Genomic DNA, 13660 nt, shown 5'->3' on the forward strand with positions numbered 1-13660 from the left:
ATTTAAAAATTGACATTTAGTCCGAGCGAGAAGACTCTTGGTCTTGGATAAAGATTATTATCTATACCAAAAGGAACTTCAGGATCCAGTCCGCTGTATTTAGTAATCGTAAACACATTCTGCACACTGGCACTCAGCATCAGATTCGCCTTGCTTTGAAAGATTTTTCCAAACCGGTAACCCAGGTTGATATTGTCCATCTTAAGGAATGAGCCATTCTCAATATAATAATCACTCAGTAACTGCTGCGTTTTAAAATTGGTGGTCAGATAATTCGGCGAAGCATTGGCAAGAACAGACGAACCCGTGATCTGTGCCAGGTTGCCGGTTTGACTATAAATATTATTGTATACGTAATTACCCAGATTAGCTCTCAGGGTAAAACTCATATTCCATTGTTTGTAACTGAGATTATTGCTGAATCCAAGAAAAACTTTAGGATCAGCAGGTTTCCCTTTATGGAAGTCATTTTCATTTACCTGGCCATCCCCATTCTGGTCTATATATACACCTTCAATAGGTTGTCCGGATTGATTATAGGCTTGTTCCAAGAGATAAAAGGTATTTTTACTGCCGCCGACTGCATTGATTAAAGCAAATTGTCCGCCTATCCCGCCGGCAATGCTTCCAGACTGAAAGCCTTTATAATTCGCATCGTTGGGCACCACCGTAAGGTTAGTGATAGTATTTTTATTGTAAGTAGCGTTGAGACTGAACTCCCAGTTCAGGTCTGCCGTTTTCACCGGGACAAAACCCAATGTAAGTTCCAGTCCTTTGTTAGTCATATCACCAACATTCACTACAGCACTTGCTGAAAAATTGGTTCCTGCAGGCTGTGGTACCCTATTGAGTAAATCGCTCGTTTTCTTGGAGTACCACTCCAGGCTACCGGTAATCCTGTTATCCAAAAAGCCAGCATCTACGGCTATATTGGTTGTGGCTGTCTGTTCCCATTTGATATTGGAAATATAAGCACTGGGGCGATACATCTGGTAAAAAGCATTTCCAAACTGGTAAGAGGCATTGGGTGTACTCAGGTTATATGTGGATAAATAACCATAATTATCAATCCCGTCCTGCTGACCAGTCAAACCGTAACTTGCCCTCAATTTCAATGCAGAAATGGTCTTGCTATCTTTCAGGAAATCTTCATTTTTCAAGGTCCAGGCTAAGGCTACAGAAGGGAAAACAGCATATTTATATTTTGGTGCAAAACGGGAAGAGCCATCTCTTCTGACAGTTGCAGTCAGTAAAAAGCGATTATCATAACTATAATTTACACGTCCGAAATAAGAAATAAGCCGGTTTTGTGGTTTGTTAAATGGAAAAGTAGGGTCTGAATTGGCTATTTTTTTCCCATCGGCATCAAAATCTGCAAAGTTGTACACCTTAGTGAGGTAATCATTGTAGGAATAACCAGCTGTAGCATCTACCCTGCCCTTGATAGATTTAAATTCTTTGATGTAATTCAGGTAAAAATCAAATACGGTATTCATCCGGGTTTGTTTATATTCCGTGTTCACACCCGGTCTGTTAATTGTTTCTGCTGCGTATTGGTCAACAAATACAGTTCCTTTACCGGTTGCCATATCATAACCTGCATTCACATTGGCATGCAGCTCAGGAAGAAAATGAAATTTATAGTCCAATTGCAAATTTCCAATACTCCGGTAAGGATTGGAACGGTCTTCCCGCTGCTCCAGTAAACCTACGGGGTTTCTACCCACCAGGTTTGCCAAACCACTTGGGTTAGCCGCATTGAGCCATTCCCAATAACCATTATAATCGCTTCTATTGGTATAAGTAGCCTGTGTCGGATCAAAACTTACCGCACCACCAATGGCTGCAGTATTGGCAAACCTTGTTTTAAGAGTACTTCCCTTAAGGTTCAGATCCAGTTTTAAATGATTATCAAAAAAAGTAGGGTTTAGTACCAGTGCCAGGGATGTTTTTTGCAGTTCATCCGTACGCAATATACCGCGTTGGTTCTGATAACCCAGCGAAAGACGATAAGGCAATTTTTTAATTCCTCCGCTGATGCTCAGGTTATTGTCCGTCGCCAGACCATCCTGATAAATCAGGTCCTGCCAGTTGGTATTGAAATTGCCCAGCATTTCTTTTTGCTGTTGAGTACCGCTGGCATTCACAATACTGCGAATCTGATCCGCACTTAACACATCCACTTTCCTGACAATTCTGGATACAGAGTTCACTGTATTGAAGGCCAGCTTTAATTCCCCGCCCAGGCCTTTTTTTGTGGTGATAATGATTACACCGTTTGCTGCTCTTGCACCATAAATTGCAGCAGCAGAAGCATCTTTTAATACAGTAAAGGTTTCTATGTCGTTCGGATTGATGAAACTCAAAGGATTCGAGGCTCCAGAAACACCGCCATTTTCAAGCGGAACACCGTCGATTACAATCAACGGATCATTACTGGCATTTAAAGAAGATCCGCCACGGATACGGATAGTACTTCCACTTCCCGGCTGACCACTATTTGAGGTAATGGATACACCTGACACTTTACCGGATAACATTTGCTCGGGGGTGGTGATATTTCCTTTTTGAAAATCCTTCGAACTGACTACCGCAATGGAACCAGTGAGGTCTTGTTTCCTGGTTGTACCATAGCCCACTACAACCACTTCAGATAAGGCAGCAGCATCTTCACGTAAGGTGATATTTAACCTGGTTGAGCCTGCGCTGAGTTCTTGTTTGATGAATCCTACAGAAGTGAATTCCAGAATGGCTTGTGGACTTGGAACGCGGATAGAAAAACGACCGTCAGTACCCGTTACGGTGACCGTAGCTGTTCCCTTTAAACGGACACTTACACCCGGCATTCCGAGTCCGTCGGTGGCCGACTTTACCGTCCCGCTCACGGTAACCGGCTGCTGTGCATACAGGCTCAGCGTAAAAATAAAGAGTAGCAGAAGGAGCATGCTGCTCTTATGATAAAAAGTAGAATTGTGCATACAGTATTTGGTTTTTTTGGAGATACAAATGAAACCTTTCCCCTGCTTTTTCATTTGTTCAATTGATCATATTTTTTGTGCTATCAGACAAATCGATTGTAATTAACCCCATAAAAGCGTTTTTAATAGTTATTTATAGTCTTAATTTCTTTTACCTTTATAAAAATATAAACCTACTTCCTGCCACAATTCACCATGATTTCCTTTACCAAAAGTCTGATCCTTTTATTATGCTGTTGTGTTTTCACAACGGTTTGCGGTCAAAATCTAAAGTTCAGACGTATAGGAATTGAGGACGGACTTTCAAATAGTACCATAGAATGCATTTTTCAGGATTACCGGGGTTTTATCTGGTTTGGCACACGTGACGGATTAAACAAATACGATGGTAACCAGATCACTTTATATCAGCATAGCGAAGCAAATAGTACTATCAGCGATAACTATATCCGCTGTATTTATGAAGACAAACAGCATCGGTTATGGATTGGTACTTCAAATGGGCTGAACCGCTTTAATCCGGAAAACAATCAGTTTACCCGGTATCATGCGGATCAAAATAAAAAGGCCGTACTGAGCAATAATGCTGTGGTTTCCATAAGTGAAACAGACCGTGGTTTGTGGATCGGTACCGATGGCGGCGGAATCAATCTGATGAATTTGCAAAGCGGAAAGGTGCAGTCTTATGTCGTTGCTGATCGTTCATCAGCCGTAGCCGCTGATCGTGTAAATGGTATCTATCCGGATCAGTCCGGCAATCTTTGGCTGGCAACAAATAAGGGCTTAGTATTTTTTAACACTGCAACCATTCAATTCAAATCAGTACCTGCACTCCGCTCCTATGCTATCAGGACCATTACAACTGCTCCCGAAGGCAATTTATGGCTGGGCACAGAAGAAAGAGGGTTATTTTGTTATGACATCAAAAACGCCACTTTAAAACAATACCAGCATCAGGAAAAAAATAAAAACAGCCTGGCAAGTGATTTGGTCAGGGCTGTGGTATTTCATAAAAAAAATGAAATATGGGTTGGTGGAATCAATGGCGGACTTGACTTGTTGAATACCGCAACGAATACTTTCCGTCATTATCAAAATGAACCTGGAGACCCCTCCAGTTTATCGCAACGAACAGTTTCTGCACTGTACCAGGACAAACAGGGAAATTTATGGATAGGAACGCATCGCGGTGGGGTTAATTTATATTGTCCCGGATCGGAGAAATTCAATCTGGTTCAGCAGGAACTAAATAAAAATAGTTTAAGCTATAATGATGTTAAAGCCTTCTATGAAGACCAGCAGCAGAACATATGGATCGGAACAGATGGAGGAGGTTTAAATTACTTCGACCAGATTAAAAAGACCTTTGCTCATTACCGGACAAATCCATTTGATTCCGGAAGCCTGGGTTCTGATGCCGTTCTTGATATTATGGCCGATCGCTACAACCAGCTGTTTATAGGTACCTGGGGAGGTGGTCTGAACCTGATGGACAAGAAAAACGGGACTTTTAAGCGCTTTACTTATGACGGAGGTCCCGGATCTATATCATCCGATTACGTACAAAAAACAATCGAAGACAGCGAAAACAACCTTTGGGTAGGCACCTATTATGGCGGTTTAAACTTGCTTGATCGTAAAACGATGCGCTTTACACGACTGACTGAAGGCAGAAACGGATCTAAGCTGGTCGGAAACAATATCATTTCCCTGCTGGAGGATGACAAGAAAAACTTGTGGATCGGGACAGATGACGGAGGCCTGAATTGTTATGATCTCCGCACAAAGATTTTTACACATTATTTTCTGAAGGAAGAACGCAAACCAGACCTGCGCGTACTCTTTATGGATAGTAAACGCAGGTTGTGGCTGGGTCAGAAGGGACTGTACCTGTTTAATCCGGCAAAAAAGATGTTCTCGTTGTACACAAAAAAAGCTGAGCTGGGCAGTACTTTTATAAAAGGCATATTGGAAGATGAAGCCGGCAATTTGTGGATCTCCACTTCCAGGGGGCTCACCAGATTTAATCCCGAAAATTTATCCTTCAAAAAATACAACAGGGCAGATGGTTTGCAGGGCCTCGAATTTGAAGCCAATGCGGTCATGAAAACAGCGAAAGGAGAGTTGTTTTTTGGCGGCGTTAACGGATTTAATTCAATTCTTCCAAAAGATATTAAGCCGAATAAATATATCCCTCCTGTATATCTGACAGAATTTCAAATATTCAACAATAAAATTGTTCCTGGTGTAAAAGGCTCACCATTAGCAAAAGACATCGGTTTTACTAAAGAGATAAGGCTGAGTTATAAACAGTCTTCATTTTCCTTCAATTTTGCAGGGCTCAATTATACGGCACCTGAAAACAATAAATATGCATTTAAGCTGGAAGGTTTTGATAAAGAGTGGAATTACAACAGTACTTCAGGGAAGGCAGCATACACCAATCTGGATCCGGGCACTTATACCTTTAAGGTAAGGGCGTCAAATAATGATGGACTGTGGAACCGGACAGGCACCTCGTTGCGCATAGTCATTGCGCCACCCTTCTGGGCTACATGGTGGTTCAGGTTGCTTGCGGCCAGTTTATCCATTTATCTGGCCTATGCATTGCTGAGTTTCCGGAGAAAGCTGGAACTGAGGACCCTCGAAGAAAAAAAGAGAGAGGAAATGCACCAGGTCCAGCTGCAGTTCTTTACCAACATTTCTCATGAATTCCGCACACCTCTCTCGTTGATCCTGGGTCCTATCGACCGTTTGCTAAAGGAAGATCACCAGGCAACCTTTCAATCTTACTATAAAACGATTCACCGGAATGCCAACCGGCTCCTCAATCTGATCAATGAACTGATGGACTTCAGGAAGATAGAATCAGGCGCATTACAGCTGAAAGTAACCCATGGCAACCTGAGCCTTTTTATTGATGAGGTAGCAGAAGAGTTTTCGGAAATGGCCTTAGAAAAGAACATCACTTTTAAAGTGAATAAAAGCGCCGAATTTACCGCCGTATGGTTTGACCGGCAGGTGATTGAAAAGATAATCCTGAACCTGATCAACAATTCTTTGAAATATACGGACACTGGTGGTGAAATCACGTTAGCTGTATTTCATGCAGCAGCCAGTATCGAGCCCTGTTATGAGAATCAGTTATTCATCAAAAGTGATTTTGAAGCGCAGGAATATATTTCTATCCGTGTAGCAGATAATGGCATAGGAATTTCTGCCGATTCGATTCATCACCTGTTTGAACGCTATTACAGGATCACTGAATCTCATATGGGTTCCGGCGTAGGGCTGGCTTTTGTTAAGAGTCTGACCCTGCTGCATAAAGGTCTGATCAGGGTATCCAGTGAAAAACATAAGGGTACTGAAATTATCATCTCCTTCCCTTGCCAGAAGGAGGATTACAATAAAGATGAACTTTGGGGACAGGGCAGCAGCCAGGGAGGTACACGTTTAGAAAGTATCAATTATAATTCTGACGAGAAGCTTCCGCCGGCCTTAACTGATACCGTTCCTAAAAATAGTGCTGCATTTACCGGCACCCGGCACATTTTGATTGTGGATGATAATCAAGAGCTGCGTTCATTCCTGAAAGAAGCGCTGGAAGATACATATCATATCTTTGAAGCCGAAGATGGTCACACTGGCATAGTAATGGCCAAAGAAGTCTTTCCTGATCTGATCATTAGTGATGTGATGATGCCTGGAATGAATGGCACTGAATTTTGCAAACTGTTGAAAGAAGATATGGAGACCAGCCATATCCCCTTTTTAATGCTTACTGCAAGAGATAGTATTGAAGCTGAGATAGAAGGTGTAGAATCAGGAGCAGATCTCTATTTTACAAAACCCGTAAATATGTATCTGCTGAAGATCAGCCTGAAGAAAATTTTTGATCAGCGGCAAAAACTTAAAGAGCATTATTCCAAAGATCATCGCTCAGCACTCAGAGAGTTGGTTCATTCTACCAAAGACCGGGAGTTTATGGAGAAACTGCTGGCGATTATCAATGCCCAGCTGATTAATCCAGACCTGGATATTGACTATTTATGTGCTGAGATTGGCATGAGCAAGACCAAATTGTATGTTAAAATCAAATCCATTACTGGTCAGTCGATAGGTGAGTTTTTGAGAGCGATCCGTCTCAGAAAGGCTGTAGAAATTATGACCAGGGAAGACGTACTGATGACTGAAGTCATGTATAGGGTTGGCATTCAGACCCAGTCTTATTTTACCAAAATCTTTAAAAAGGAATTCGGTAAAACACCAACACAATTTCTGCAGGACTTTAATCATCAGGAAAAATCCAGACATAAGGGAACTCATCTTAATTGATGAGTTATGAATTCCCGATTATTATCTTTTTTCTTAATGAATTTACCGTATCACTCAAAAAAATATGAGGGTGACAATTTGAAATACTTTATTAACAATACAATGTGTTTCAAATTGTACTTTGCGGAACTCTGTTTATTCTCTACGTTACCAACAAAAGAACCGGATACATCCAGAATCAATCCAAATTGTTTCTGTGTTAACCGATGTTGCTTTCTTAATTTTGTGGCTTCATCTATAAAATACTGTTCACACTCTTCCATAATAACCAAGCTAAAATATCCCTAATTGGATCGAAGAGCGTAACTTTTGGACTAATATAATCATATGTGAAAACATTTAAAAAATTCAATAATAAAAAAACTGAACATGGAGAATAAGCCGTTCATCCTCGCTAACAATTCAGAACAACCTAAACAATTTATAAACCCCTATGTTATAGCGGTATAATCAGATAATTATGGAAAAGTATATCTTGTACGGGGGAGAAATAGAAGGTCAGTATCGGGAGGTATTGATATACGCAGTGATATCTAAACCAGATCAATTCCTGGTACACTGGGATGGCTTTGAAGTGGGCACTATCAACAAAATGGATGGCAAATGGTATACGAGCAGCGTAGACTTAATAAATGTAACTAATGAATTGGGTAAATTTATAGATGAGAACAGGGAGAAATTCCTGTTTTGACAATAAATAGCTAAGTTACATTGGACGATTAAGATAATTATTGTATAATTATCAATTGTTATATATTCAACACCAGTTTCATCGATTATAACCAGGTATATATTCAAATTTTTCGAATAAAACAAACAAAAGGTCTTTAAAATCAATTATTGTAAATTAATTAATTTTACAACAATTCTCTACAAAAATTTGCAAAATAAATCCTATGTTTGAATAATTAGGAGCAACGATATGCAAGAGAAGAAATACTTGTTTCCTGAAGCTGACCTAGTTAATTCTCTAAAGAACAAATCTGAATCCGGATTCAAAACACTATATGAGAATTACTCTGCTTCACTTCTGGGAGTAATCTGCAGAATTATACCTGACGAAAGTTTAGCACAGGATATCCTGCAGGATGCCATGATTCTTATCTGGAATAATATTGACAAATACGATGTTTCAAAAGGAAGGTTATTTACCTGGATACTTAAACTGACCCGAAATCTGGCCATAGATACCTTACGTTCCAGGAGATATACTAATAAGGGGCGTACAGATGATTTGCATGATAATTTTGATGCAATCGATTATATGAAATCCAATACGATAAACACAGATATTATTGGTCTGCGTAAACTCACAACCATATTACCACCTAAAATATTCATAGTACTGGATAAGGTGTTTTTTCAGGGATATACTCACGTTGATGCGGCAAAAGAACTGAACCTCCCCCTGGGGACAGTGAAATCGCGTATCAACCATGCAATTACAGCGCTCAGAAAGTCTTTCGAATATACATCAGACTATAACCTAGCCTCTTTACAGGAAGATTCATCTTCAATACCATACGAAGCACGTTTTTCAAGTCCAGACAAATATATGAGAAGCAAAGCAACAACAAAGCCCATTCTGGAATGGAAAACCATCCTTGAAGTAGTGTATTATAATGATTTTACACATGAAGAAGTAGCCTCAAAACTAAATATCAAGCTAAGTGAAGCAAGAAATATGAGCAGGATGTCATGGTCGGCGTTAAAAAAGACCTATATGAAATAGAATTAACATAGGGGGAACCAATATTCAACTGTGCCTTTAATAAAGGCATGTACCTGTCTTAACATTTCATTCACACGGTCAAATGACATCACCTGATAATAATAGGTAATTACAGCAACTGTCTCTTCTACAAATTTGCTAAATATGACGGCAATTATTTTATCCATATCCAGCCTCAGTTCCAGCGCCTGCATTAATATAAATTTCTTTTCCACAATACAAGCTAATCCCTTACAGTTTTTAGCGATGCTGATATGATCGTTTGATTCCGTTCTAACTGAAATACTGAGCGCATGCACAGTTGCAGTAGTAAATTTTTGTATATCAAAAGAATGGTTTGACATCTGCTTATTTATACCCATAACTGAAATGACAGATAAAATGTTTCAGCAAAAGATTATCTATCATAAAGAGATCTGTAATTAAAAGCCTACAGATCTGTTGAGTCATTGTAATAGCCACAATCGGATCTTTCTATAAAACCACCAATAATAGTTGCATAACGATTTAACAATGGAGTGGAGCCCAGCCATATCGCCCGGCCGTCATTTTTAATAAAGGCCGAAATGTAAACATACCCTATCCTTAGTCCTTCCCACCTCACTTCATACCTTTGCTCGCTATCAGCTGCGTACACAACGATCCGTCGGTTATCTATCACGATCTCATAACTCATGCTAAAACAATTTAATATAATTAAAAGGCAATGCCCCTGTTTAACTCAAATAAAAAGAAACATAACTGATTCAGGTCATTGACTGATAGCTTGAGACCGGGCGGCGGATACCCGGCCTTTACGTTTAACTTTTATAATTAAATATTAAACAAAATACCCCTTTATATAGTTTTATAAATGAGGTTTTTCCATCAAATTTCTTTACCCATGAAAGACAGATATATTGTTGCACTAGGCGCCTCATCAGGAGGCATAGCTGCTTTGTGCAGTTTCTTTGACAATACCTTACCTGATGGTGTAACTTATATCATTACTACGCATATGTATCCCTATCAAAAAAGCCTTTTAACAGAAATTCTTCAGCAACACAGTGACATTGAGGTTTGTGAGGTCGAAAATAAAATGCAGATTCTATCTAATATAATATATGTTATGCCCGAAAATAAGGTGATGTACATTAGCGACGGGAAACTGATGTTGGAGGACAGGGATCTGGCTATAAAAGTGAACTATGCTATCGACATTTTTTTCCAGTCCCTTGCCAGCGATACTTTATTCAAGAAGATTGCAATAGTGCTTTCGGGAATGGGCGTTGATGGTACCAAAGGTGTCCAGGCTATCGCAGAAGCAGGTGGATATATTATTGCACAAAAACCACTCTCTGCTCAGGAAAGCAGTATGCCCCTTAATGTAATTAAAAAGGGCTTCGTTGACGATATTCTTTATCCCAGGCAAATGCCTGCAGCTATCATCGCACATATGAAACAAAAATTTCACCCGTTTTAACGCACAGGTGAAATTTATAGTTGATATCACATTATTCTTAAATCTGATCTTCCGCAGCAATATGCTTCTTAGGGAAGTTAAATAATAAAGAAGTGAAAACCGGAATAAGAAAGATAGCTACTGTGAATATGGATACAAAAAGATCTGTTTTTTCACCTTCAATGAGATGTGAAACAGGTGATTCAGGATAGAAATGTGTAAATAATGAAGAGGTTAATTTGATACCCAGGACACCAATAACGATGAATGCTACTGTTTCCAAAAATGTAAATTTCTCCATCAGCTTCACAAAAGCCTGCGCAACAAAACGCATCGCAAGGATGCCAATAAATACACCAATATAGATTAAGTAAATATGGTCTGTAAAAGCAACCGCGGCAAAAACATTATCGATAGAAAAGGCAAGATCCATCACCTCTACCAAAGCTACTGTCGCCCAGAAAGAACCAATTGCACCAACTGTGGATTTATAAATCCAGCTCTGATTTTTATCAACTACTTCTTCCTCTTCACCACCTTTACTGTTCTTTTTCCTGAAGTAATCGAAAGCCAGATACAGCAGGTATAAACCACCTAATGGTTTTAACCACCATATTTTAACCAGCCATGCGGCTAAAAACAAACAGATTCCCCTGAAAACGTAAGCACCGATAATACCATATTTCAACGCTTTTTCACGCTGATCTTTGGGTAAATCCATCACCATAGTTGCCAGCACTGCAGCATTATCTACAGAGAGCAGACTCTCAATGACAATTAAATTTAAAATAATAAGAAGACCGGCCTGAATGTCGTCGCCTAGAATAGTATGTAAAAAATCCATCATGTTTGTTTATAGGCCGAAGATACTTATTTATCAGATTGGTATGAGATAAAAGAACAATTTTGATGAAACCTGTATATAAGATTAAAAAACTAAGGTTTTTCGTCAGATTTATCGGGAGATTGCGGAGGTTTGAGCTGATTCAGCTGTGCATCCCAGATCTGATCCGGATTATTAAATCGGGCGGTTTTCAGCTGGCGGCGCAGGCGAACAATCTCATTCACATTAATAAAGCCCTGAAGTGGAACGTATTTATTATCAGAGGGTTCGTTTGCCTCTTCAGCACTCTTTTTTGGTTCACTCTGCATCGGGTTTAAAGTTATAAAAAAATCAGAAGATACAATAGTTCATGTAAAAAAATCTATTTGGCAATGATTTCTACATCATCCGGCAGCGTTTCTTCGAGCTTTTTAAAGGTAAAGCCAGCCGTTAAACCATGAATACCTATAGAGATCAGGATAATGAAGGCTACCAGCGACCATAATTGGTCCTGTTCTTTAAAAAAAACAGTTCCAAAGGCAAAAGCCAGGTAATAAACAGAGCCTACCCCACGAATTCCGAAAAAACCAATCACGAGTTTCTCCTGAATTTTCAGTCTGGTGCCGATCAATCCGATTAATGCACTAAGGGGTCTGATCACAAAAATGAATACTACACCAAATGCAGCCATTGGCCAGGTCAGGTAATCCAGGATTCCACGGACAAGACTACCGCCAAAGAGAATCAGCAAAATGGCAACAAAAATGCGTTCCATCTGATCGGAAAAAGCATGCAGCCGGTTATGATATTGATGTCCCCTTTCGTAGTTGCGCAAGGTCAGGGCCGCAATAAATACGGCTACGAAACCATAACCGTGTACCATCTCGGTAACGCCATACACGAAAAGTGTAAGGGCAATAGACACAAAACCATCATTTGTACCGATAGATTCATATTTTTTTGCCAGGGTAAATAGAATATAAGCGAGTAACTTCCCGATTAAAAAGCCGCAAAGTGCACCTGCGAGAATCTGATAGACCAAATGTTTCCAGGCCCAGGTAATCAGGGAACCCTCCCCTCCGGCAGAAATCATTGCAACAGTAATAGCCAGCCATACAAAAGGGAAAGCCATACCATCATTGAAACCAGCTTCTGCAGTCAGCGAAAACTTAGCATTATCTCTATCTTCTTCATTTGGATCTCCCACCTGTACATCTGTCGCCAAAACAGGATCCGTGGGTGATAAAACCGCAGCAAGTAACAAGGCTGATGCCAGCGGCATATTAAAGTAATACACTCCTATGGCAGTAACAGCGGCAATACATAAAAACATGGTGATCGTGACCAGCCGAAAAGGAATTCCCCAGGTCCGAAACGAAAATTTCTGGTCTATTTTTAATCCGGTACACATGAGGGAGACCAGGACCACCAGCTCGGTAAGATGAGTAGTCAGCTCCGGATTTTTTTTTGGATCAGGTGCAGGCAAAAAGTCGAATATGCCATATAACAGCATCCCTAGCAAAACATAGATAATAGAGTATGAGATTTTTGTTTTTGCTGTGAAGGCAGGCATCCATGCCATACCCAGAATGCCTGCTCCAATAATAGTAAGTATAACCAGGTAATGATCCACTATTTTTTATTCAGCAGATTAAGTACCAATCCTGTAACAATAGCGCCAAAAATATAATAACCCACAGTAAGCACTTTTACCTGATCGGTTTTGGTCACCGGTTCAGGGTCCAATCCCATTGGCTCTGGTAGTTTAACTGCGCCAATTCCCGCAGTAAGACCGAGGAAAACTGCTTTAGGCCACAGGTATTTCTGATTGCCTGCACCAATTAAACTATAATACAAGGTATTGCTGATCAGGTCTCCCGCCAGCGTTGTTTTATACAAACTCGCTTTATCAGGCACACTGCTGCCAAAATATTTCAGCACTTTTTGAACAGCATCTTCTCCCAGGAGATCTACTCTCGGAACATCATCAGATTCTTTTTTCAATGTTTCATGCAACACATTCAAAGCTATTGCTCCTGCTGCTCCGGCTATTAAATTTTTAACTTTACTCATGACACTCATGTTTTAAATTGAAGCGGCAAACTGATGCTGCGCTTTTACAACAAATAGCTAGTGATTATGTTTATCCCTGCTCATCTGTAGAGGGCTTCGGTCCGTTTTCATCTTCACCTTCATCAGCGGAATACTGATTACCACCATCCGCTTCATTTTCATTTCTCTGGAGTTTCTCTGTATCAGTTGTATTGATATCATGACCTTGTCCTTCTTCGTGTTTTTTTCCGTTTTCCATAATGTGGTTTTTGATTAAGAACAAGGTCTGGCTATTAAAG

12 protein-coding genes are annotated in these 13660 nt (G+C 40.0%); 4 read left to right on the plus strand and 8 right to left on the minus strand.

Annotated elements, in window-relative coordinates:
• Positions 1-2 precede the first annotated feature (2 nt).
• Positions 3-2978 carry a SusC/RagA family TonB-linked outer membrane protein gene (locus tag OQX62_RS21870; RefSeq protein WP_265833792.1) on the minus strand — a complete coding sequence of 992 codons (2976 nt, stop codon included), beginning with the start codon at positions 2976-2978 and terminating at the stop codon, positions 3-5.
• 195 nt (positions 2979-3173) lie between these two features.
• On the opposite strand from OQX62_RS21870, the gene OQX62_RS21875 reads away from it, so the two are divergent.
• From OQX62_RS21875 to OQX62_RS21885, 3 genes are all read left to right on the plus strand, one after another.
• A complete protein-coding gene (locus tag OQX62_RS21875; RefSeq protein WP_265833793.1) occupies positions 3174-7313 on the plus strand; it encodes a two-component regulator propeller domain-containing protein in 4140 nt (1379 codons plus the stop codon).
• A gap of 460 nt (positions 7314-7773) precedes the next feature.
• Positions 7774-8004 (plus strand): hypothetical protein, encoded by a 231-nt coding sequence (locus OQX62_RS21880; protein ID WP_265833794.1) that lies wholly within the window; start codon positions 7774-7776, stop codon positions 8002-8004.
• A 231-nt stretch (positions 8005-8235) separates the two neighbouring features.
• On the plus strand, positions 8236-9045 hold the full coding sequence (locus OQX62_RS21885) for an RNA polymerase sigma factor (protein WP_265833795.1): 810 nt from the start codon (positions 8236-8238) through the stop codon (positions 9043-9045).
• A 2-nt stretch (positions 9046-9047) separates the two neighbouring features.
• Here OQX62_RS21885 and OQX62_RS21890 read toward each other — a convergent pair whose 3' ends face one another.
• Both OQX62_RS21890 and OQX62_RS21895 read right to left on the minus strand, forming a co-directional pair.
• Complete coding sequence (locus OQX62_RS21890) at positions 9048-9389, minus strand: hypothetical protein (RefSeq protein WP_265833796.1); 342 nt, start codon at positions 9387-9389, stop codon at positions 9048-9050.
• A gap of 86 nt (positions 9390-9475) precedes the next feature.
• The gene (locus OQX62_RS21895; protein WP_265833797.1) at positions 9476-9721 is read right to left on the minus strand and encodes a hypothetical protein; all 246 of its coding nucleotides are present in this window, start codon (positions 9719-9721) and stop codon (positions 9476-9478) included.
• Between the two features lie 207 nt (positions 9722-9928).
• Here OQX62_RS21895 and OQX62_RS21900 point away from each other — a divergent pair, with 207 nt between their 5' ends.
• Positions 9929-10507, plus strand: coding sequence for a chemotaxis protein CheB (locus OQX62_RS21900; protein WP_265833798.1), 579 nt, complete (start codon positions 9929-9931; stop codon positions 10505-10507).
• 37 nt (positions 10508-10544) lie between these two features.
• On the opposite strand, the gene OQX62_RS21905 is transcribed toward OQX62_RS21900, so the two are convergent.
• The 5 genes from OQX62_RS21905 to OQX62_RS21925 form a co-directional block, all read right to left on the minus strand.
• On the minus strand, positions 10545-11333 hold the full coding sequence (locus tag OQX62_RS21905; RefSeq protein ID WP_265833799.1) for a TerC family protein: 789 nt from the start codon (positions 11331-11333) through the stop codon (positions 10545-10547).
• Between the two features lie 89 nt (positions 11334-11422).
• Entirely contained in the window at positions 11423-11638 is a 216-nt protein-coding gene (locus OQX62_RS21910; RefSeq protein ID WP_265833800.1) for a hypothetical protein, read from the minus strand.
• A gap of 53 nt (positions 11639-11691) precedes the next feature.
• Positions 11692-12942: a cation:proton antiporter gene (locus OQX62_RS21915; RefSeq protein ID WP_265833801.1), complete on the minus strand. Its 1251-nt coding sequence runs from the start codon at positions 12940-12942 to the stop codon at positions 11692-11694.
• Positions 12942-13382, minus strand: coding sequence for a hypothetical protein (locus OQX62_RS21920; RefSeq protein WP_265833802.1), 441 nt, complete (start codon positions 13380-13382; stop codon positions 12942-12944). The genes OQX62_RS21915 and OQX62_RS21920 overlap by 1 nt, the downstream gene beginning before the upstream one ends.
• Before the next feature lie 70 nt (positions 13383-13452).
• The gene (locus OQX62_RS21925) at positions 13453-13620 is read right to left on the minus strand and encodes a hypothetical protein (RefSeq protein ID WP_265833803.1); all 168 of its coding nucleotides are present in this window, start codon (positions 13618-13620) and stop codon (positions 13453-13455) included.
• Positions 13621-13660: the final 40 nt, after the last annotated feature.

Origin of the sequence: Pedobacter sp. MR2016-24 (assembly GCF_026239655.1) — a bacterium.
Classification (GTDB): domain Bacteria; phylum Bacteroidota; class Bacteroidia; order Sphingobacteriales; family Sphingobacteriaceae; genus Pedobacter.

What these genes read in the sequence shown, in the direction of transcription:
- OQX62_RS21875 (WP_265833793.1), top strand. Translation starts at nt 3,174, where the DNA reads ATGATTTCCTTTACCAAAAGTCTGATCCTTTTATTATGCTGTTGTGTT.
- OQX62_RS21885 (WP_265833795.1), top strand. Translation starts at nt 8,236, where the DNA reads ATGCAAGAGAAGAAATACTTGTTTCCTGAAGCTGACCTAGTTAATTCT.
- OQX62_RS21880 (WP_265833794.1), top strand. Translation starts at nt 7,774, where the DNA reads ATGGAAAAGTATATCTTGTACGGGGGAGAAATAGAAGGTCAGTATCGG.
- OQX62_RS21925 (WP_265833803.1), bottom strand. Translation starts at nt 13,620, where the DNA reads ATGGAAAACGGAAAAAAACACGAAGAAGGACAAGGTCATGATATCAAT.
- OQX62_RS21890 (WP_265833796.1), bottom strand. Translation starts at nt 9,389, where the DNA reads ATGTCAAACCATTCTTTTGATATACAAAAATTTACTACTGCAACTGTG.
- OQX62_RS21900 (WP_265833798.1), top strand. Translation starts at nt 9,929, where the DNA reads ATGAAAGACAGATATATTGTTGCACTAGGCGCCTCATCAGGAGGCATA.
- OQX62_RS21895 (WP_265833797.1), bottom strand. Translation starts at nt 9,721, where the DNA reads ATGAGTTATGAGATCGTGATAGATAACCGACGGATCGTTGTGTACGCA.
- OQX62_RS21920 (WP_265833802.1), bottom strand. Translation starts at nt 13,382, where the DNA reads ATGAGTAAAGTTAAAAATTTAATAGCCGGAGCAGCAGGAGCAATAGCT.
- OQX62_RS21870 (WP_265833792.1), bottom strand. Translation starts at nt 2,978, where the DNA reads ATGCACAATTCTACTTTTTATCATAAGAGCAGCATGCTCCTTCTGCTA.
- OQX62_RS21905 (WP_265833799.1), bottom strand. Translation starts at nt 11,333, where the DNA reads ATGATGGATTTTTTACATACTATTCTAGGCGACGACATTCAGGCCGGT.
- OQX62_RS21910 (WP_265833800.1), bottom strand. Translation starts at nt 11,638, where the DNA reads ATGCAGAGTGAACCAAAAAAGAGTGCTGAAGAGGCAAACGAACCCTCT.